This is a genomic window from Paraburkholderia sp. (assembly GCF_024281035.1).
GTDB lineage: Bacteria > Pseudomonadota > Gammaproteobacteria > Burkholderiales > Burkholderiaceae > Paraburkholderia.
Genome location: NZ_JAMXLH010000025.1, coordinates 95,627 through 115,778, shown reverse-complemented (window position 1 = coordinate 115,778; position 20,152 = coordinate 95,627). Strand labels below are relative to the sequence as shown.

19 protein-coding genes are annotated in these 20,152 nt (G+C 66.5%); 4 read left to right on the top strand and 15 right to left on the bottom strand.

Annotated features, from left to right (window positions below):
* Positions 1-16: 16 nt before the first annotated feature.
* The 4 genes from Q0L30_RS08145 to Q0L30_RS08130 all read right to left on the bottom strand — a co-directional run bounded on the left by Q0L30_RS08145 (position 17) and on the right by Q0L30_RS08130 (position 3,809).
* A complete protein-coding gene (locus Q0L30_RS08145; RefSeq protein ID WP_296653623.1) occupies positions 17-1,030 on the bottom strand; it encodes a response regulator in 1,014 nt (337 codons plus the stop codon).
* Positions 1,027-2,394 carry a sensor histidine kinase KdpD gene (locus tag Q0L30_RS08140; protein ID WP_296653619.1) on the bottom strand — a complete coding sequence of 456 codons (1,368 nt, stop codon included), beginning with the start codon at positions 2,392-2,394 and terminating at the stop codon, positions 1,027-1,029. The genes Q0L30_RS08145 and Q0L30_RS08140 overlap by 4 nt, the downstream gene beginning before the upstream one ends.
* Before the next feature lie 235 nt (positions 2,395-2,629).
* Entirely contained in the window at positions 2,630-3,457 is an 828-nt protein-coding gene (locus Q0L30_RS08135; RefSeq protein WP_296653617.1) for an alpha/beta fold hydrolase, read from the bottom strand.
* Between the two features lie 19 nt (positions 3,458-3,476).
* Positions 3,477-3,809 carry a hypothetical protein gene (locus Q0L30_RS08130; protein WP_296653616.1) on the bottom strand — a complete coding sequence of 111 codons (333 nt, stop codon included), beginning with the start codon at positions 3,807-3,809 and terminating at the stop codon, positions 3,477-3,479.
* Between Q0L30_RS08130 and Q0L30_RS08125 the strand changes: the two genes are divergently transcribed.
* Positions 3,809-4,258, top strand: coding sequence for a PaaI family thioesterase (locus tag Q0L30_RS08125; protein WP_296653614.1), 450 nt, complete (start codon positions 3,809-3,811; stop codon positions 4,256-4,258). The two genes, Q0L30_RS08130 and Q0L30_RS08125, sit on opposite strands and share 1 nt — an antisense overlap.
* Positions 4,259-4,286: 28 nt before the next feature.
* Here the strand turns inward: Q0L30_RS08125 and Q0L30_RS08120 are convergent, their stop codons facing one another.
* Complete coding sequence (locus Q0L30_RS08120) at positions 4,287-4,595, bottom strand: EthD family reductase (protein WP_296653612.1); 309 nt, start codon at positions 4,593-4,595, stop codon at positions 4,287-4,289.
* A 107-nt stretch (positions 4,596-4,702) separates the two neighbouring features.
* Positions 4,703-5,614, bottom strand: a complete 912-nt coding sequence (locus tag Q0L30_RS08115; protein ID WP_296653610.1) for a 2-dehydropantoate 2-reductase — start codon at positions 5,612-5,614, stop codon at positions 4,703-4,705.
* 302 nt (positions 5,615-5,916) lie between these two features.
* Here Q0L30_RS08115 and Q0L30_RS08110 point away from each other — a divergent pair, with 302 nt between their 5' ends.
* Positions 5,917-6,246, top strand: a complete 330-nt coding sequence (locus Q0L30_RS08110; RefSeq protein ID WP_296653609.1) for a DUF4148 domain-containing protein — start codon at positions 5,917-5,919, stop codon at positions 6,244-6,246.
* Between the two features lie 41 nt (positions 6,247-6,287).
* Here the strand turns inward: Q0L30_RS08110 and Q0L30_RS08105 are convergent, their stop codons facing one another.
* Entirely contained in the window at positions 6,288-6,572 is a 285-nt protein-coding gene (locus Q0L30_RS08105; protein ID WP_296653608.1) for a hypothetical protein, read from the bottom strand.
* 334 nt (positions 6,573-6,906) lie between these two features.
* On the opposite strand from Q0L30_RS08105, the gene Q0L30_RS08100 reads away from it, so the two are divergent.
* Together Q0L30_RS08100 and Q0L30_RS08095 are read left to right on the top strand one after the other, a co-directional pair.
* Entirely contained in the window at positions 6,907-7,608 is a 702-nt protein-coding gene (locus Q0L30_RS08100) for a response regulator transcription factor (protein WP_296653606.1), read from the top strand.
* Complete coding sequence (locus Q0L30_RS08095; protein WP_296653605.1) at positions 7,518-9,449, top strand: 7TM diverse intracellular signaling domain-containing protein; 1,932 nt, start codon at positions 7,518-7,520, stop codon at positions 9,447-9,449. The genes Q0L30_RS08100 and Q0L30_RS08095 overlap by 91 nt, the downstream gene beginning before the upstream one ends.
* Before the next feature lie 59 nt (positions 9,450-9,508).
* On the opposite strand, the gene Q0L30_RS08090 is transcribed toward Q0L30_RS08095, so the two are convergent.
* The 8 genes from Q0L30_RS08090 to Q0L30_RS08055 all read right to left on the bottom strand — a co-directional run bounded on the left by Q0L30_RS08090 (position 9,509) and on the right by Q0L30_RS08055 (position 20,129).
* The gene (locus Q0L30_RS08090; RefSeq protein WP_296653603.1) at positions 9,509-10,948 is read right to left on the bottom strand and encodes an efflux transporter outer membrane subunit; all 1,440 of its coding nucleotides are present in this window, start codon (positions 10,946-10,948) and stop codon (positions 9,509-9,511) included.
* Positions 10,945-11,976: an HlyD family secretion protein gene (locus Q0L30_RS08085; protein WP_296653601.1), complete on the bottom strand. Its 1,032-nt coding sequence runs from the start codon at positions 11,974-11,976 to the stop codon at positions 10,945-10,947. Before Q0L30_RS08085 ends, Q0L30_RS08090 begins: the two co-directional genes overlap by 4 nt.
* Position 11,977: 1 nt before the next feature.
* Positions 11,978-12,190: a DUF1656 domain-containing protein gene (locus tag Q0L30_RS08080; protein ID WP_293042997.1), complete on the bottom strand. Its 213-nt coding sequence runs from the start codon at positions 12,188-12,190 to the stop codon at positions 11,978-11,980.
* A 37-nt stretch (positions 12,191-12,227) separates the two neighbouring features.
* Positions 12,228-14,402, bottom strand: coding sequence for an FUSC family protein (locus Q0L30_RS08075; protein ID WP_296653597.1), 2,175 nt, complete (start codon positions 14,400-14,402; stop codon positions 12,228-12,230).
* 8 nt (positions 14,403-14,410) lie between these two features.
* On the bottom strand, positions 14,411-14,857 hold the full coding sequence (locus Q0L30_RS08070) for a MarR family transcriptional regulator (protein ID WP_296653595.1): 447 nt from the start codon (positions 14,855-14,857) through the stop codon (positions 14,411-14,413).
* Between the two features lie 142 nt (positions 14,858-14,999).
* A complete protein-coding gene (locus Q0L30_RS08065; RefSeq protein WP_296653594.1) occupies positions 15,000-15,695 on the bottom strand; it encodes an HAD family phosphatase in 696 nt (231 codons plus the stop codon).
* Positions 15,696-15,925: 230 nt separating this feature from the next.
* Complete coding sequence (locus Q0L30_RS08060; RefSeq protein ID WP_296653592.1) at positions 15,926-17,791, bottom strand: MltA domain-containing protein; 1,866 nt, start codon at positions 17,789-17,791, stop codon at positions 15,926-15,928.
* A 43-nt stretch (positions 17,792-17,834) separates the two neighbouring features.
* Complete coding sequence (locus tag Q0L30_RS08055; RefSeq protein WP_296653591.1) at positions 17,835-20,129, bottom strand: serine/threonine-protein kinase; 2,295 nt, start codon at positions 20,127-20,129, stop codon at positions 17,835-17,837.
* Between the last annotated feature and the right edge of the window lie 23 nt (positions 20,130-20,152).

Here is a 20,152-nt window from a genome sequence, read left to right as displayed (position 1 = left end):
CCGCGCGATGCGCGTCTCACGCCGTGGGGACTTCGCCGTCCAGCTCGCGCAGATACGTTTCGTAGGGGAGGATCGCATCGAGCGCCAGCCCGGCCGGCTGCTTGATGACCGTGTAGATATAGCGGCGCTCGCCCTGGAAAACCGAAGCCGGGTGCATGAAGGGCTGCCACTCGTCGCATTGAGACGGGTAGTGGCCCTCGGTTTGCCAGAAATACGGCAGCTTGCGGTGGCTGTCGAGCTCCGCGAAGAAGCTCGACGGCGCGCCTTGCTCGACGGCGATCTCGCGCACGCCGCGCAGCGTCTCGTCCGTGTGGATCACCAGCAGGTACGCCGTGCCCGTTTCGTCGAACATCAAGAGCCCGTGGGGCTGATACGAAAGATAGTGCTCGACGATGCCGAGGCTTTGAAAGAGGCCGCTGACATGCGCCGCGAGTGCGCCGTCCTTCAGGAATCCGTATTCGGCGACCGAGAGCGCGTCGCGCACGGATGCACCCGCCCAGTCGAGGTACGCGTCCTGCATATCGCGGATCGCGTGGTTCAGTGTCTCGACGGCGTCGACTTCATGCTTGCGGATAAAGCGGTCGATGATGCCTTCGTTGAAACTGCGGACGGCCACGTGTTCATCGGCCTTGCCCGTGAGCATGATTTTCTTCACGGCGGGGTTGGCGATGCGCCGGCAGAAATCCAGTCCGTTCGGTTCGGGCATGTCGTAATCGACCACGACGACCGAAACCGAATCGAAGCGGGCCGGTTCGTGCACGAGACTGCGGATTGCATCCACGCGCATGGCGACGACCTGTTGAGCGTCGTTTTCTTCGGTACGGTCGTGATACGGGCTGAAGATGAGTTCGGTGCCCTGTTCGTGCGCGGGGCGCTCATTCAGGAACTTCAGTGCCTGAGTGGATGAACTGAACATCCGGAATGCCAGCCGCGGATCGAGCTGCAGGCTCAGGTTCGACAAAAATGACGCGCTGTCGTCGACAAAGGCGACGGTGGTCGGGTACGCGAACGGCTTGATGGCTTTCATCATGGCGCTGGGAAAGTCAAAACGAACTCGGTGTACTCGCCTCGCACCGAAGAACAGGTAATGGCTCCTCCGATCGCTTGCATGACGTCGTAGCAAAAGGCGAGTCCAATTCCTGCTCCGAGCGAGACATCGTCGGTGGCAGTTGCCGAAGTATAAAAGCGGGTGAAGATATGCGGCAAGATATCTGGCGCAATCCCTGAGCCGGTATCGCTGAAAATCAACCGATTTGCACGTGGCCCCGTTTCGAGGCGAATGGAAATATATGCGTCTTCAATACCGCCCATATGGCGGAACGCGTTTTTCAACAAATTAAAAAGAACGTGGACGGTCAGCATTTCCGAGCCGCGAAACGAGAAATCGGGACGCAGATTGCACTGCACGCGGCGCCGGTCGCCCTCTCGAAACGGATAGCGCGAGAGCGCCGTTTCCACGCAATGCGCAATTGAACACAGCGTTGCGTTTTGCATGTTTCCGCCGGTGAAGCGCGCGGTGGCAAGCAGCATGTCGATGATCGCGTTCGAATACAACGCTTCCTGTTCGATGCGGCCCACCACGCCCTGGAGTGAACGCAAATGCGCCGTGCGGATGCGCGGCACGGGCAAGAGGTGGCGCTGTGCGAGCAGGTACGTTTCGAGGAGGCCAGGCAGGAAGCGCATGAGGCCTGCGGCGCCCACGCGGATCGCCACGAGCGGCGTGCGCAGTTCGTGCGCCACACTGCCCGCGGTGGCGAGCATGGCACGCTCCTGTTCGACCTGGATGCGCTCCTGATCGTAGTTCGCCGCCGCGCCGATTGCCACGGCGAACGAAAAGATCGTGAGGTGGGTGAGGTAATTCGCGCCGAAGTTGACGGGGTGGCTGGTCAGGGCATAGGCGAGCATGGCCAGGCCGATGCCGAGCACGAACTGCAGCACGAGCATGAGCCAGTCGTGAATCAGCACCATCACGAACGCCGCGATCAGTGCGCTTTCCACCCACACCTGATTGCCGTTGTTCTTGAGCAGCATGAACGTGAAGAAGAACGGCAGCGCAAAAAGGGTGACGCTGTACCAGTACCACGGCAGCAGTTTCTTCGCGGCGGCGGGCCACCGGTCATACGCGATCACGGGCAGGAACAGCGCGGAGCCGAGGAGGCGCAGCGGGAGATTCTCGTACGGCTGCGGGAAGAGGACTTTCCAGACGTAGTAGTAAAGCGGGAAGCCGATCACCGCCACCAGCGCGAACGGCTGCAATCTCCGTTTTGCGTACTGCAGATTGCGGACCGCGGGGGCGAAGGCTTGCCGAATGCGCGGGCGTATCCACGCCGCTGCGCGCCGCATCCACGTGCGCGGCGAAGTTTTCGGTGCATCCATCTGGGTCAATTCGCTCATGGTTGAAACCGGCACGCGTGCGCCGCCAGATGATGGGCGCTGCGTCACACGCGGGCGCCAGCCAGTGCAGACAATATCATCAATGCATAGTGCTCACCCAGTGTTTACGGCATTTCGCCGCCCTGAGATTAGCCCTGATGATCCGCGTTTAATTCACGGTGCATGGATAGCGAAAATATCAACCTGTTGAGCGCGCCTTTAGTGTCGCTTCAGGTGGCGGTTCCGGGGCGCGGTTTCAGGCTGAAATCGCGCGTTGTTGCTGTTCGAGCACGAATTGAGCAATGGCGTCGTCAAGCGGTTCCGGGGCATCGCGATGCGGCGAGTGGCCGCCTTGTGCGAGCGCGTGGATACGTGCATGCGGCACCGCGGCGCCAATGGCATCGATCTGCGCCAACGTGCCGTAGTGGTCGTCGATTGCCTGCATCGCGAGCAGCGGCGCGCGGATCGTGCCGAGCTGCGCGACGATATTCCACGATCGGAAAGCCGGACTCAGCCAGATATCGCTCCAGCCGTAGAACGCCGAATCGACATCGTCGTGATAGCGCGCGAGCCTGTCGCGAAGGCTGGTCGTTGCGTACGCAAGCTTTGTCTCGGCGATTCCGTGGATCGAGATGTCCTCGACGAAAACGTGCGGCGCGATCACCACGGCTGCGCCGAGCGCGTGCGGGAAAAACGCGGCGTAAAGCAGCGCGATCGTTCCGCCGTCGCTATGGCCGATGAGCCACATGCGTTCGCGCTGCGCAGCGCTCACCCCGAGCGCGTCGAGCAGCGCGGGCAGGACGTCGCGGGCCTGCTGCGACAGATAGTCGACCGGCCACTTCACATCGTGCGGACGCGGCGTCGAGCGCCCATATCCGGGGCGCGACCAGACGAGCCCGCGCATGCCGAGCCGCTCGCAAAGCGCCTGTGGCCAGTCTTTCCACATCGCGATCGAGCCGAGCCCTTCGTGCAGGAAGACGGCGAGCGGCGCGTCGGCGCGTTCGACGCCGATCCAGCGGTATTCGATGGAAAGGGCGCCACGCGTCGCAGTGGCGGGAAGTTCGGCAAATTCGCTCGGATTCATGGCTTCAACGGTGCGGCTTTTACGGCTCGCGCGGACGGAATCGCTGGATTTTACCTTTTGCGGTCTTCGGCTGGCTGATGGTGACCGAACGGCGACTGAACGGCGCGGCGGGCGAGTCGATCCGCTGGTTCGATGCGCGCGCATCGAACTTGTTCCGGTCATTTGGATAGCGGATTAACGGCCCGAATAGATTGACTGGCAATCGCCCCGGGTTCTTGCCTGCGGCGAGCTGAAATGGATTTAAGCACGAGCGTTCTAAAAACGGTAGGATGTGCGAATGGCGGAGGCGACCGCCGTCGCATCGCATGGAATATCTGCGAAATTGCGCCTGTCCGATGGAGACACGATTCAATGAATCTCGTAGCAGAATTGCCGCCCGGCCTGACCGGGCTCGAACAGTTGCAGCACATGATCCAGCATGGCGGGCGTGCGCCGATTGGCGACACGCTCGACTTCCACCTCGTCGAAGTCGAGGCGGGGCGTGTCGTATTCGAAGGCACGCCGGGGCTGCACGCCTATAACCCCATCGGTACGGTGCATGGCGGCTACGCCGCCACGCTGCTCGACTCCGCATGCGGTTGCGCGGGGCATTCGCGGCTCGGCGCGAAACAGGGCTACACGACGCTCGAACTGAAAGTGTCGTATCACCGTGCGATGACGGTCGATACCGGGCCGGTGCGCGCGGAAGGCCGCGTGATCACGATTGGCCGCCGCGCAGCCTTCACCGAAGCCACGATCACCGACAAGGCCGGCAAGGTCTACGCAACGGCCACGTCCACGTTGCTCGTTTTCGAGCGCTAATGCGCTACGTGCTCACGCGCCGACGCTGCTAGACCTCTTTCGTATCGAACAGCAGGAGGTCGGCGCCCGCGTCTGCGAAGTTGCCGACGTCGCGCGCCGCCGCCTGGCCTTCGGGCGAGCCAAGACCCGCACCCAGGGCTTCGAAGCTGTCGAACTCCAGCACGGCTGCGAGGTGGTACGGCGAGGGGCCCTGCGGCGTCGTCACCGGGCCCGTGCTGATCTCGTAGCGCGCGAGCCCGGGGATCTGCTTCGCGAGCGGCACATGCTTCGCCGTGTAGTAGGCGTCGAATGCGGCGGGATCTGCAGGCGTTTTGTAGAGCACGACGAGTTTGGCCATGGCGATATCTCCTGAGTCGATGGACGAGGACTTCACGCGCGGGAACCCAATTCCCCGCGCTTCACTGCAATTCCCTGCAATTCGCCGCGCTTCCCGCGCCGCTGGAATCAAACGGCGTCGTGCGCCTTGTCCTCGATGAGGCGCACGAGTGTGTGGAGCAGCCGGTTTGCGGGCGTGGGCACGCCGAGCGCCGTGCCGCGCCGGACGACGAATCCGTTGAGGTGGTCGATTTCGCTGCGCTTGCCACGCGCGAGATCCTGCGCGGTGGATGAGTATTGCCCCGGCATGGTTTCCGCAATGCGGCGCACGGCAACGTCGATGTCGGGCGGCAGTTCGACGTCGTCGGCTTGCGCGAGCGCGACGCATTCGGCCACCACGTCGCGCATCGAATCGCGCACGCCTTCGCCCTCGACGAGCCGCCCATAAGGCAACTGCGAAATTGCCGAAAGCGCGTTGTACGCGCAGTTGAGAATCAACTTGGCCCACAGTGCACCGCGCACGTTATCGGAAATCTCGACGGGAATCTGTGCGGCGGCCAGCGTTTGCGCGACGGCCTCGTTGTGTGGCGAAGGCTCGATCACGAGTTCGCCGCGTCCGTGATGGCGCACGTGGCCGGGACCGGCCATTTCGGTGGCGACGTAGACGACCGCCGCCGCCACGTCCTGAGCGAGCACGCCGCGCAGGCGCTCGGCGTTGTCGACGCCATTTTGCAGCGTGAGCACGAGCGCATCGGCGGCGAGGTGGGGCTTGATGGAAGCGCCTGCGCTTTCGGTGTCGGTCGACTTCACGCAGAACAGCACGAGTTGCGCGCCGGTAACGGCGGCGGGGTCCGTGCTGGCCGTAAGGTGCGGGGGGCCGATGCGTTCGTCGAACTGCTGGGTCTCGAGGCGCAGACCTTCGTGTTCGATGACGTCCACGTGCTGCGCACGGCCGATCAGCACGACATCGTGTCCCGCGCGCGCCAGCATGCCGCCGTAATAGCAGCCCACCGCGCCCGCGCCCATGACTGCAACTTTCATACTTGTTTCTCCAATCCGGGGTCTCTCTATTGCATTGATCCACGCTGGCGCGCCCGCAGTGGTGGCTGTGCAGTCATGCGTGCCCGCGCCTTCGTCAGGCGACGTATGGTACATGATGCAGCACCCGCGTTTTAGCGCGCGCCCGTGTGGCTGCCGGATTGCCATGGCGCGCGATTCTACGGTCTGAGCTAACAGTGTCTTCGCGGCGCTCGCATTTATCTGAGCGCGTTACCTCCGTAAACTTTGTTCAACGGATGCAGAAAAGCACTGCACCGGTATCTGGATTTTTGGGAGGTATCTTCATGAACTCGCTCATCAAGGCTGTTGCGCTCGCTACCGTGCTTGCAATGCCGGCCGTTTCTTTTGCACAGGCGCAATCCACCAATGGGCCGGTCACGCGCGCTCAGGTTCGCAACGAACTGGTCCAGCTGGAAAAGGCCGGTTACCGTCCGGGCGCAAAGGATGAGTACTATCCGAGGGACATTCAGGCGGCGGAAGCGCGCGTCAATGCGGAAAACGGCGTACAGGCGAGCGGCTACGGCGCGGCGACGGGCGGCACGTCACAGGCAGGCGCTCCGCATGCTGGCGCGGTCATCGGCTTCTCGCCGCGGGACAATTCCGGCGGCCACTAAAGTTTGATGTGTAGCTGTTCGATGTGCAGCCGGCAGCGGCGCTAGCGCCGCCGCGCGGCGCGCTCGGCCGCGTGTGTCACGGCTTCGGCGGCTTCGTGGGCGCCGCGCTTGTCGAGGCGGTCGGCGAGTACTTCAAGAAAGATCGCAAGATCGACGGCGCCGTACTGGGCCACGAACCCGTCGACCACTTCAGCGATTGCGGTCGCGCGGCTTTGCAATGTGAGTGTGCTCGCGATGTATGAGTTTCCGCGTGCCAGTTCCAGTCCGTATTGATCGTCGCACCCGGCCGGACTCAACGAGCGCCGGTTTTTTTTTGCGTGGTCCATGATGTTGGGCCTGGCGGGCGAACCGATGCGGGTTTAATGCCAGACGCATCCGTTTGCCGTCCCCGTGGCCAGTAAAGCGTTTGGTCTGCGTGCGGCGCGGCGTCCGCAACGCGCTTTATTCTCGTTTTCCTGCATGCCAGCGTATTTGATCCGCTGTGTATGCGTGCCGCAATACCTGGAATCAGGTAGGGCCGGCGTTCGTGCGGAGGGTGGCGGGCAACACTCCGGCACGTGCAATTGTGCGAAGCTAACGGTTGTCCGCGCAAGCAGATTCCGCGGCTGGCGTTCCACACCGTGTTTTGCGGCCTTTTCCGCGGTTCTTTTGCCTTCGCCCATGAATCTACCGCTTCCCGAAACGCATGAATCGGTACTGCCCGGCCCGCTCCTGATCGTCGAAGACGAGCCCTTGATGCAGCGGCGCCTCGGCACTATCCTCGCGAGCCTCGGCTATCAGGCCGACGCCATGTTGTATGCGGGCGGCATACGCGCCGCACAGGCGCTGCTCGCCGAGCAGCCGTTCGCGATGGTGCTGGCCGATATCGGGCTGCCCGACGGCAACGGAATCGACCTCGTCCGCGACCTTTATACGCGTGATCCGGCATTGCCGATTCTGGTAATCTCGGCGTGGAGTACCGAGCAGATCATCGTCACGGCGCTGGAAGCCGGGGCAACGGGGTATCTGCTCAAGGAACGCGACGACATTGAGATTGCGTTGTCGATCCGCAGCGCATTGCGCGGCGGCGCGCCAATCGATCCGTTTGTCGCCAGGCGGATTCTCGACATGGCCGGAGCGGGGCCGGCCACCAGAATGAAGAGCGGCGCGCAGACCACGCCGCTCGCGAAGTCGCTGAGTCCACGGGAGATCGAGATTCTCGCGCTGGTCGGAAAAGGACTGACCAACCGTGAGATATCGGAAGTGCTGACCTTGTCCAGGTTGACGGTCGAATGCCACATCAAGAATATCTACAAGAAGCTGGCAGTCAATTCGCGCACGCAAGCGGTTTTCGAGGCGCGCACGCATGGCTTGTTGCCCTGATCGGGGCGCTCTGTCTTTTACATCTCGGCGCAGCGGCTGCTGCGTCTTCCGAGACTTCCACAGGCATACTCGCGTTCACGCGCATCGAGGCCGCACGCAGCGACTGGCACGCCGCGCAGCCGCCCGCAACGGGCTGGGTCGACGTGACGCTGCCCGACGGCTGGGCGAGGCGCTGGCCCGGCTTCGACGGCGTCGTGTGGTACCGGCTCACCTGGCAGGCCCCGCCGAACGCGCCGCCGCTTGCGGTCGCGCTCGACTATCTGAACATGGCGGGCGCGCTCTTTCTGAATGGCACGCTGCTCGATCGCGACGCCTCGCTCGTCGAGCCGCTCACGCGCGCCTGGTACACGCCGCGCTACCGGCTATTGCCCGCGCCGCTCGTGCGTGAGGGCGAAAACACGCTGATCGCGCGCGTATCGGGACTCGCGGCGTTTTCGCCGGGACTCGGCAGGGTGACGGTGGGCGATCCGCACACCCTGGCCGCCGTTCATGCGCGCGCGCGCTTCCTGCGGCGCGATCTGCAGCTATACAGCCTTGCAGTGACTGCGACGCTCGGCTGCTTTTTCTTTACGCTGTGGCTGATGCGGCGCGGCGAAGCGGCATATGGCTGGTTCAGCGTGATGTCGCTCGCGTGGTGGTGGGTGGCGTTCAACGAGGTGACGACCACGCCCTGGCCGTTCGCGAGCAACAACGCCTGGGAGCGTGCGAATTCCATCGCCTTGATTGTCTACAGCGGTGCGTTCGCGATGTTCATCGTGCGCTATAGCGAGCGCCGCCTGCCGCGCCTCGAACGTGCGCTCTGGACGGTGGTGTCGATCGGCGCGTTGGCGATGCTCGTCGTGCCGCACAGGAACATTGCAACGACGCGCATCGCGCTCGCGCTCGCTGCGGCGGGTATTTTTTTGCTGACGTGCAGCGCGTTTCTGTGGTTTGTCTGGCGTCGCGGGCGTATGGACCAGCGCATCGTGGCGTTGAGCACCGTCGCGTTTTTCGCCGGGGGCGCGCATGATCTGCTCACTTTCATCGGCGTCCTGAACGACAACATTTTCTTTGCCGCGGTGGCCGCGCAGTTGCAGATGGTGTCGATGGCGCTGATGCTGGCATGGCGGTTCGTCGACTCGCAGCGCCGCGTCGAGCGTTTTAACGACGACCTGAACCGGGGGATCGCGGAGGCACGCGCGGAGCTCTGGCAGACGCTCACGCGCCAGTACGAACTGGAAGTTGCCAATGCACGGCTTTCGGAGCGCGTGCGGCTCGCTCACGAACTGCACGATGGCCTGGGCGGCACGATCGTCGGCGCCATCGCCGAACTCGAACACGCGCCGGAGCCGCCGCCGCCGGGCCGTTCGCTCTCGATTCTCAAGGAGTTGCGCGACGACCTGCGCATCATCGTCGACGCGGCCTCAAGCGAGGAGCGCGGCGAATTCGCGCTGGCCGGCCAGATCTGCTCGCTGCGGCACCGGCTCATGCGGCTGTTCGAGCAGCAGGGCGTAGCGTGCCGCTGGACGCTGGAGGGGCTCGACGGCTGCCGTCTGCCAGGCGCGCGCGGGCTCGATCTCATGCGCGTCATTCAGGAAGCGCTGACCAATGTGCTCAAACACAGCCAGGCCTCGCAGGCAGAGGTGGCGCTACGGCGCGAACGCAATGCGTTGCATCTGACGATCACCGATAACGGCATCGGCTTCGACACGCGCGAGATCGCACCGGGCGGTGCGGGCATGCGCAGCATGCGTGCGCGCGCCGCGCGGCTTCGCGGCACGCTGACGATCGAATCGGCGCCGGGCGGCACGCGCATCGCGCTCGTCATGCCGCTCGACGTGACGGTCGCATTCGCGCGCTGACGTCGTCCGCCTTGTCCGCATCACAGCACGACATCACAGCACGACATCACAGCACGACATCACTGCGCCTGCGTTTTCTCCCAGCCGCCGCCGAGCGACAGGAACAGCTTCACCTGGTCGCGCGCCACCTGGCTTTCCGCCGCCGCGACCTGCGCGTGCACGGAAGTCAGCGTGCGCGTTGCGTCGAGGTCGGACAGGAAAGAGTCGCGTCCGGCTGCGTAGAGCCGGTGCGTTTCGTCGGCGGACTCCTGTGCCGACGCATAGGCCGTGCGCAGCGCGTCGGCGCGCTGGTCGTCGGCGGCGTAGGACGCCAGGCTCGACTGCGTTTCGCGCAGCGCGTTGAGCACGACGCCGTCGAACTGCGCGAGCGCGCCGCTCGTCTCGGCTTCGGCTTCGCGCACGCGCGCACGTTGTCCGTTGATCGGGAACGACCAGCTGATCAGCGGTCCGATCGACCAGCGGTTGGTGGCCGGCGTGAACAGGTCGCCCGCGATGCCGAGCGTTCCCGCGCCCGCGCCGATGCTGATCGACGGATAGAGCGCCGCCGTCGCCACGCCGATGCGCGCCGTCGACGCCGCAAGTTTCCGCTCGGCCTCGCGCACATCGGGCCGGCGCTTCAGCAGCGCTGCGCCGTCGCCCACGGGAATCGGCTGCTTGACTTGCGGCAGGTGCGTACAGGCGAGCGCGCCGGGCGGCAGATCGGCGGGCGCACGCGCGAGCAGCATCGCAAGCTGATATTGCGCGATGCGGCGGCGTGCCTCGAAGCGGGGAATGTCGGCGGCGAGCGTCTGCGCCTGCGTCAGGCCGCGCGTCACGTCGGGCTGGTTGCCGCGGCCCGCGTCGCGCAGCCGCTTCGTGAGCGCGACGCGTTCGCGCGCGAGCTTCAGCGATTCCTGCGCGATGGCGAGTTCTTCGGCGGCCGAGCATGATTCGACGTATGCCTGCACGACGTCGGCGACCACGGTGATGCGCGCGAGATCGGCGGCGGCCTCCACGGCCTCGTCGTCGGCGCGCGCCGATTCCACGCCGCGCCGCAGCTTGCCGAACAGATCGATCTCATACGAGACGTTCAACGCGATATCGCCTTCGTACTGGACCGGGAGCTTGCTGGTGAGCAGGTACTGTTCCGCCGATTCCTGCGCGCGCACGAACGCGGCGCTCGCGCCGCCCGAGAAACCGCCCTGTTCGTTCGCGACCTGCACGGCCGCGCGCGAGCGCGCGAGGTTCGCGGCGGCGACGCGCAGGCTCGTGTTCGACTGCAGCGCCGCTTGCACGAGCTCGTCGAGCGTAGGGTCGTCGTAGAGACGCCACCAGTCGGCGGGCACTTCGCCCGAGGCGACGGGCGCATGCTGCACGCCGTCGATCGGTCCTTGCGCGAGCGGAGCGTTGACGAGCGCGTCTTTCGGCAGCCGGTAATCGGGGCCGACATTCATGCAGGCGCCAAGCGCGAGCGCAAGCGGCGCGAGCGCAAGCGCGCGCCAGAGCGGACGGCGTGTCATTGCGAGGCTCCGGCTGCACTGGTTGCGCTCGCATTCATCCCACCCGGAGCGCCCGAAGCACCCGAAGCGTTCGTGGCTGCTGCCGCGCCGCCGCTCGCGCCGCTTGCACCGCTCGCGCCACCGGCCGCGGCGGCATGGCTGTTGTCGCTCCGGTTCTCGCTCGCGGACGTGCGCACTGCGACGGTCGCCGTGCGGCCTGCGATCATGCGGAAATCTTCGGGCACTTCGTCGAGCGCGACGCGCACCGGAATGCGCTGCGCGAGCCGCACCCAGCTGAAGGCGGGATTCACGTTCGGCAGCAGGTTCGGGCCCTGCGCGCGGTCGCGGTCCTCGATCCCGGCGACGATGCTCTGCACGTGTCCGCGCAGCACGCGCCGCTCGCCCATCACCGAAATGTCGACCGGCTCGCCGATATGGATGCTGCCCAGCTTCGTTTCCTCGAAGTAGCCGTCAACGCGGAACGAGTGCAGATCCACGACCGCGAGCACCGGGCGGCCCGACGACACGTATTCGCCGACCCGCGGCGCGCGGTCGTTCAGATAGCCGTCGACGGGGCTCACGATCGTCGTGCGCTGCAGGTTCAGGCGCGCGGTGTCGACCTGGACCTGTGCGTCCGCAACGGCCGCTTCGCCCTGGTCGACGCGCATGCGGCTCTCCTCGATCGTTTCGCTCGCAACAAGATTGCCGAGCGTCAGGTTGCGCGCGTACTCGCGCCTGGCCTGCGCGAGCGTCGTGCGGCGCTGATCGAGCGTGGCCTGCGCGAGCCGCAGTGCGAGCGCGTAGCGCGCCCGGTCGATCACGAACAGCACCTGGCCTTGCCTGACCTGCTGGTTGTCGGTGACTTCGACTGCCGTGATGAGGCCGCCCACGTCGGGTGCGACCTGGATCACGTCGGCGCGCACGTGGCCGTCGCGCGTCCACGGCGAAAACATGTAGTAGTTGACGATGCGCCACAGCACGACGGCGGCAATCGCGACGACGACGAGCGTCAGCAGGATCCTACCTGCGGAGAACAGGGTCTTTTTCACGTTAGTTGGGCATGAAACGATGCGAAACGACGATGACGGCAGCCAGTACGAAGACATAGATGCCGAGATCGAAAATGGAGCGGTGCCAGACGAGCCGGTAAAAGCCGATGCGTGTGAGCACCTTGCCGATCACGATATTGATGAGGTACGCGATCAACATGAGCACGAGCACGGCCGGCACGAATACGCCGAAGATATCGATTTCGCCGATCATGGTGCGAGGCTCGAAAGGAGAAGAATGAAACAGGGGCTCATGCGTGGACCTCTGCGGCGGCGTGCGGCGGATTCGTGCCCTGCGCCGGAAAGAGCGACAGCCGCATGCCCACGAGCGCATGCCGCGCGTCGCTCATCCAGCGCTGCGAGGCGCTCGCGCGGCGGCCTGCGCTGGACGGCGCGGCGGGCGTATCCGGCGTATCCGGCGTACCCGGTGCCTCGGGAGCCTCGGGAGCCTCGGGTGCAACTGCGGCGGCCCCATGCGATGCGATGCGCCCGAGCGCGTCGTCGATGGTGTGAAGCAGCGTCTGCGGCGCGTCCTGGCGCGCGCTCGCTTCGGCGCACTTCGCGTAATGAGCACTGACGCCCAGCAGCACGCGGTCGATGGCATCGGGAAGATCGCCGCCGAGCTTGCGGCGCGAGCGGCGCAGATCGAGCGCATTCAGCGCGATGCGCAGATCGCGGAAGCTCTCGATCGACGGATGACGATGCTCGTCCGAAGCGGCCAGACGCGGAATCAGCTGCATCAGGCGGTCGAGCATGCGCGAGGCGAGATTGCGCTGGTTGCCGAGCGGCGCGGAGGATGCCGAGAGCGCCACGTCGTGCCAGCTCGAACGCAGCAGGCGCTTCGCAGCGAGTTCGGCGCCGAAGGGGCGCGCCACGCGCGTCCAGACGAACGCGAACAGCAGCCCCGCGACGCCCGCGAGATTGCTGTTCAGGAACACGAGAAAGTCGGCGTCGTACGCGCCCTGAAGGCTGATGAAGGTCGCCGTGTTCACGGCGACGAGCATCGTCACCATGCTGAACTGCGGGCGCGGAATCAGCGTGCCGATCAGGATGAACGGCGCCGCGAAGATCACGATCAGCATCGCGAAATCGTGGACGTGCGGCAGCACCACGAACAGATAGAGCCCGGCGAACACGACGCTCGCGCAGGTCGACAGGAAAAAGCGAAACACCATCGGCGCGGGCTCGTCGAGCGCCGCGAAAAAGCAGCACGCGACCGCCGCGAGCGAGACGGCGGCCGCGCCGTCGTGCCAGCCCGAACTGATCCACAGCGAGCATGCGGCGATGATCGCGGTCACCGGCACGAGACACGAAATCAGCATCATGCCGCGATCGAAGAAGCGTTCGGTGCCGCCGAGCCGCCAGTGGCGATAGCGCGGCTGCCACGCGGCCGATTCGTGCGCGATGAGCGCGCGCAGCGACCGGCAGTCCTGCCACACGTCGATCACTTGGCCGAGCCGCCACAGCGCATTCGAAAGCAGCGCGCCGTCCCAGCCCGTGAGCGATTCGCGTGCGGGCTGTAACGCGGCAATGCGTGCGTGCAGGCTGTCGGCCACCGGATCGCCTGCGTCGTCGTGCATGTCGCGCGCGCGCACGGCGAGCGGCGCGGTGATCCATTGCGCGGCGTCGGCCAGCAAGGCGTCGAGGCCGGCAGGGCGCACGTGCAGGTTGCGCAGCGCGGCCAGCGGATCGGCGAGCGCGGAGATCATCGGCAGGAAAAGCTGCATGCGCCCGCGCATCGCTTCGGCGCGCGCGAGGATTTCCGGGTGCGTGTGGTCGTAGCTCAACTGGCTCAACAGGAATTCGAGGCCGTTGATCGTGCTCGCGAGCCGCTGCCGGCACTGCGAAATGTCCGTCCCCGCGAGGTGGCCGAGGAGCGCTTCGCGGCCATAGAACGCGGCGTCGCGAAACCACGCGTCGGCGCGCTCGATCAGCGTGGGTGCAAGCCGGCTCGGCAGCACCGTGCTCCCCACCACGCTCGCGCAGACGATGCCGAGCGTGATCTCTTCGGTTCGCGCGAGTGCCACGTCGAATATCGTGCCCGGATCGGTCACCGTGGGCAGCGCGATGAGCGGCATCGTATAGCCCGCGAGCATGAACACGTAGCTGCGCGCGGTGCGGTCGGAGATGGCCAGATAGAGCAGCGTGCCGGTCCACAGCGCGACGATCACGCTGAAGAGGTACGGCATTTCGACAAAGGGCGGCACGAGCAGCACGGCGGCAGCCGCGCCGAGCGCCGTGCCGAGCGCGCGATAAAGCGCCTTCGAACGCGTCGCGCCGACGAACGGATTCGACACGATGTAGACGCTCGCCATCGCCCAGTACGGACGCGGCAACTGGAAATAGAGCGCGAGATAGAGCGCGAGCATCGACGCGGCGAACGTCTTCACCGAAAACAGCCAGTCGCGGTAGGTCGGGTAGTTCATGACGCCGTTCAGTCGTGATGCGCGGCGTCGGCCGCAGTGAAGGCATCGAGCACGCGCAGCGTCGCTTCGAGGTCGGCGCGCGTCACGCCCTTTAGCACGCGCTCGCGCAGCGCGCGCAGGTCGCGCTCCATCTTCGCGGTGACGGCGCGGCCTTCGTCGGTCAGCGAGATCGTTTTGGCGCGGCGGTCGTCGGGGTCTTCGTCGCGGCGCACGAGGCCCGCGGCGCAGAGCTGATCGAGCAGGCGCACGAGCGACGGCCCTTCGATGCCGACGTGTTCGGCGAGCGTGACCTGGCGCACTGCTTCGCCGAGCCGCCCCGCGGTGAGCAGCGGCGCTGCGCACGCTTCCGACACGTTATACGCGGTGAGCGCGCCGTGAATGGTGCGCCGCCACTTGCGCGAGGCGAGAACGAGCGTGCTGCTGACGGCAAGTCTTAAGGTATGAAGATTCGACATCGGCGGGATAAAAGGCCAGAGCGATTCGGTAGCAAACTATCTATTTCGGCTGATCACGCCATCATCGGATGGTATGCGAGTCAGCCAACGTGTGCTTCCTGGGTGAGCGAAGCGTGTGTTTTGAAGCGTGTCTTATGCGAGCTTACGGAGCGCCTTCGGCACCTCCGCGCGCAAGCAGCGCAGGTAGCTCCGCCATGTCGGTGAAAACGTGCGCGACGCCCGCTTCGCGCAGCGCGTCGGCGCTGCTGTGACCCGGCGCGCTGGGGCTGTAGCCGAACACGGTCGCGCCCGCGGCGAGACCCGCACGCGCGCCCGTCACCGTGTCTTCGATCACCGCGCAGCGCGCGGGCGCAACGCGCAGGCCGGCGGCCGCGGCGAGATAGACATCAGGATGCGGCTTGCTGCGCGGCATTTCATGGCCGCTGTAGATGTGCGCTTCGAAGCACTCGAACAGACCCACCTTGCGCAACTGCAGTTCGACCTTGCGGCGGTCGGCGCCCGAGGCGAGCGCGATGCGCCCGTCGAACGCCGCGTGCACGGCGCGCACGGCGGCAGGGGCGCCAGGAATCTCCACCAGATCGCGCGCGAGCGCATCGTTGCGGCGTGCGCGAAATTGTTCGAGCCAGACGTCGTCGATGGCGAAACCCGTATGAGCCTCGATGCGCGCAGCCTCGTCCTTGACCATCTTGCCCACGAAAATGCGCATCGCGTCCTCGATGTCGAGCGTCCAGCCGAGTTCGCCGAGCATCTGCACGAGCACGACGTGCGTGATGCGTTCGGAGTCGACAAGCACGCCGTCGCAGTCGAAGAGCACGGCATCGAAGGGGAGGTGGGACATCGTGAGTCTGGGTTCGCGTCAGGTGGCGCAGGGGCCGGGATTGCGCGCACGGCTGCCCGCGACGCGCAAGGGCGCGATGATAACCGGACTTGGGGCAGAACGTCGCGTTTGTCTGCAAATTGGATGAATTGGAAGGCTATTGAAAGATTTTCGCGCGCGGCGTTGCGGGCGGAATTGCGGTTGGAATTGTGGTTGGAATTGCCGCCGGAGTTGGAGCCGGAATTGGAGCGTTAAGGCGAGTCGTCGTCCACGCACAGTTGTGCATCGGCAACGAGGCAATCGCCCGTCGCGGGCGCGGCAAGGCCGCGCGTCTTCGTCGCCGATTCCTGCGCCGCCACGTGCAGCCCCTTCGGCAGCAACAGCCACATGCGCAGGGGTTCCCTCGTGCGGCTCGCCGCGCTTTGCGCGCCCTGGCCGAAGCCATAGAAATAGTCGGCGCGCACGGCGCCCGCTATCGCGCCGCCCGAGTCCTGCGCCATCATCAGGCGGTTCACGGCGCCGGGCGTGCGCGGGTCGTCGCGCGTGGCGACGAACACCGGCGAGCCGAGCGGCGTCGTGCGCGGATCCACCGCCACCGAGCGCCCCGCCGAGAGCGGCACGCCGAGCGCGCCGGTCGGGCCGCTGGGCGAATCGGCGATCGGGCGGAAGAACACGTAGCTCGGGTCGGAGGTTGCGAAGCCGTGCTTGACCGGCGCGCTCGCGATGCCGTTGCCTGGACCGACGCCTGGCTTGATTCCCGGATTAATGACTGGATTCGACGGCGTCGCGGCAGCCAGCTTGAAGCCGCGCAGGAGCGGCGAGACCGGCTGGTCGTCGCCGCTGTCGTTCGGTGCCGCCGCCGCTGTCGTCGCTGCCGTCGCGCCTGCTGTGCCCGTGCTGTCGCCGGGCGCTGTGCCGTTGGTGCTGCCGCTGGCGAGCGTGGCGGGGCTGTCCTCGTCGGTGACATCCACGTCGACGTCGAGACCGCGCACCATCAGCCGGTGCCCGCTGCTGTGGCCCGCGCGTGCGAGCGGCGGCAGGAATGGCCTGCCGTTCTGCTCGGCGTAGGCGAAGCGGCGGATCGTGCCGTCGCGCATGCGGATCTTGCCCGAGCCCTGCATCTGCATCGAATAGAGCATCACCGGGTCGTCCACCCACGCGAGCACCGGCGCGCGCGCCGCGCCGCGTTCGATTTCGGCGCGCGTGTAGTAGGGGACGATACGGCTGCCGTCGAGCCGCAGACGGATTTTCTTGTCGCGGATATCGGGCACGCTGTCGCGCAGATCGAGCGTGTAGACGCCCGCCGTGCCCCCCGCCGCACCCGGCAGCGGGATCACCGTGCGGCCCTCGATGCGCGCCGCGCTCACGCTGCCGTGCGCCGCACCGTTCAGACGCCGGGCGTCGAGGTACAGCATGTCCCCGGGCACGCCGTAGACCGGATACACATACGCGCCGCCGTATTGCTTGCTGCCGTTGAGCAGCGGTTCGTAGTAGCCGGTCATCGTGCCGTCGGTGCTGCGGTCGGTGTTGCCGATCTGGTAGACGTCGAAATACGTCTCGAAGAAGCGGCGGATCGCCGGGGCGCTTTGCGCATCGAGCGTGCGCGCAGCCGTGCAGGGCGCGGCCCAGCCGTTGCGCGTGGCGAGCACGCTGCAACTGCGGCGGAAGGCGTCGAGCGTGCCGCTCAGGTCGTCGGCATGCCAGCCCGGCAGGTCGGCGAAGCGGACAGCCTGGTAGTACGCGTGGCGCGTGGCGAAAGCGGCGGCCGGGGCTGTGGCGGCGTTCGTGCCGGAGGCTGCCGATGCGGTCGGCTGCGGCGCTGCGGTTTGTGACGCGGTTTGTGAAGTTGCTTGTGCAGCGGCTTGTGAAGCGGATTGTGAAGCGGATTGTGTGTGAGGCGCTTGCTGCGCGATGTCCGGCGCCTGTGATGCATTCGCTTGCGCCGAGGCGTGCTGTGGCGGCGAGGCGGCCGTTGCCGCTGTCGCAGCCAATGCAGCATCGCCGCCGGTTGTCTTCGGCGGCGTAGCCGGGCCGATGACAACCGAACTGGCCGGATTGTTGCTCGCGCAACCGGCTAGCGCCGCAGCCGCAGCGAGCACAAGGAGCGATCTGTTCATGCCGGTCTCCAGAACCTCATGCGCGCAACGGCTGTAGCGGGGGCTACTGCCCGGACGCGCCCACCACGTCGATTTGGAACGCTGCCGCGCCGAATGCGTCGCTGCACTTCGGCGCGCCGGGCGCGCAGCGCGCGGTGCCCGCGAACGGCGAGTAGCTCGCGGTGCGGTGCGCGGCGGCGGCAGCTTGCGCCTCCGCAGGGAAGTCCGCGAAGACGTCGCCCTGTTGCAGGCCCGCAGCGGAGAAGTCGCGCGCTTGCGGCGAGACGAGCACGATGAAATGGATCGGCCCTGCGGGCGCGTCGGCGAGCATCGGCCAGCTCGGGCGCGGCAGCGAGAGCGTTTGCCCGGCTGCGATGGTGTTCGCCTTGTCGCGCTGGTTCGGCAGCAGCATCAGATAGTTGCCCTGCGGATCGACCATGAACGCGTAGACGTAGCCCGCGCGGTCGCTCGTCACCTGGAATGCCAGGAAGTCCTTCTTGATGCGCGCCTTCGTGCTGCGCAACTTCGTCGTGACGCGGATCGACGGATCGGACAGCGCGACGATGCGTCCGAATTCGCCCGATGGCGTGAACGGCGGCAGCGGCGGTTCCGCCGGTGTCGCTGTGTTTGCGCCTGGCGTTGTCGCGGTCGCTGTCGTAGTTGCTGCGGTGGTCGCTGCGGTGGTGGCGCTCGCGGGCGGCACGGGCGGCAGTTCGGCGGTGGCAGCCGGGGACGCAGCGGGCGGTGCGGCGGCGACCGTGGCGCTTGCGTGCTGGGCGCTCGCGGGCGGCGCGCCGGTTGGCCGTAGCGCGAACCATGCGCCTATCGCGCCCAGTATCGCGACGCCCGCCGCCACGGCGGCGATCATCGAGCCGCGCTTACCGCCCGCGCGCGTGGTTGCAGCGGGTGTCGATGCGGTGCCCGTAGCGCCCGTCGTGCTGCGCGGCGTGCCTGATGTGCCCGGCGTGGCGGCCCTGGCAGACGTGGTGCCAGTAGCAAACCCGCCCGCCGCAGCGCGCACCGCAGCAGGCGCAGCGCCAGTCGTCGCACCATCGGCGGGCGGCGTCGCTGTTCCGTCACCGATAGCGATCCCCAGTTCCGCCGCGAGCGCCTGCACGTCCTGCGGACGGTCCTCGGGCCGCACGGCCAGCGCGTGGTCGATGGCGCGCAGGAAGGATTCGCTGTAGCGTCCCGCCGCGACGGTCGCGAGCGGCGCGCAGGTGTCGCTCAGCAGCCGCCCGACCGCGGCGGGCGGCGTCTTCCCTTCGATCGCGTAATAGACCACCGCCGCGAGCGCATAGATATCGGTCCACGGCCCCTGTTTCATCGACGGCACTTCGGCGTACTGCTCAACCGGCGCATAGCCGGGCTTGAGGATGACCGTAAGCGCCTGCGTCATGTCGCCGATCACGCGCCGCGCCGCGCCGAAGTCGAGCAGGAGCGGGCGCTGGCTGCCCTTGAGCAGCATGATGTTGTCCGGCGCGATGTCGCGATGGAAACACTGTGCGCCATGCAGCACCGCGAGCGCTTCGAGGAGCGGCGCGAGCAACGCGCGCAGCCAGGCTTCGCCGGGCGGCTCGGGCATCTGGCGCAGCGCGTCCTTGAGCGTTTCGCCTTCGTAATACGGCATCACCATGTACGCGGTGCCGTTGGCTTCCCAGAACCGGTAGACCTTGACGAGCGAGTGATGGTCGAACTGCGCGAGCAGTTGCGCCTCGTTGATGAAACTCCTCAGGCCCGCGCGAAACGTTTCTTCGTTGCGCTGCGAGCGCACCGTCACCTGGCTCGTGCCGACGGCGCGCGTCGCGAGCGAAGCCGGGATGTATTCCTTGAGCGCGACGCGGCGGCGCAGCAGCGTGTCCCACGCGAGATAGACGATGCCGAAACCGCCTTCGCCGATCAGCCCGGCGATCTCGAACTCCGAAATGGTCGTGCCGACGGGCAGCGCCTGGTGCGCGCCGGGATCGGCGGCGAGATCGCTCGCGGCGGCGGGCGTTTGTGTTTGAACTGGTGCGGCTGCGGCTGCGGCTGCGGGTGCGGCTGGGGTGGCGGGCGCAGGCGGCACGATACGGGTCGCCTCGTCTTCCCGGGTCGCCGGGCCTGCGGATTCCGCAGGTTGCCCGGTGTGCGGCGCCGCAGTGTCGCCCGGCCCTTCGCCGCTTGCCTCCGCATTGCCGCCGTCTGTCTCGCCCTTCGCCTCGCCTGCCGCTTTCCCCGCCGCGTCGTCCTCCGTCTCCCGCGCCGGTTCCTGCGCGGCCGTATCACGAACGACGGCGACATCCGGCGTTTCGTGCGCACGCGCGCCGTCCTGCCCGGCAGGCGCGGACACGATAACCGTCTTGTCGTCGGGACTGTTCATCGAGCGACGCTCCATGGCAATGG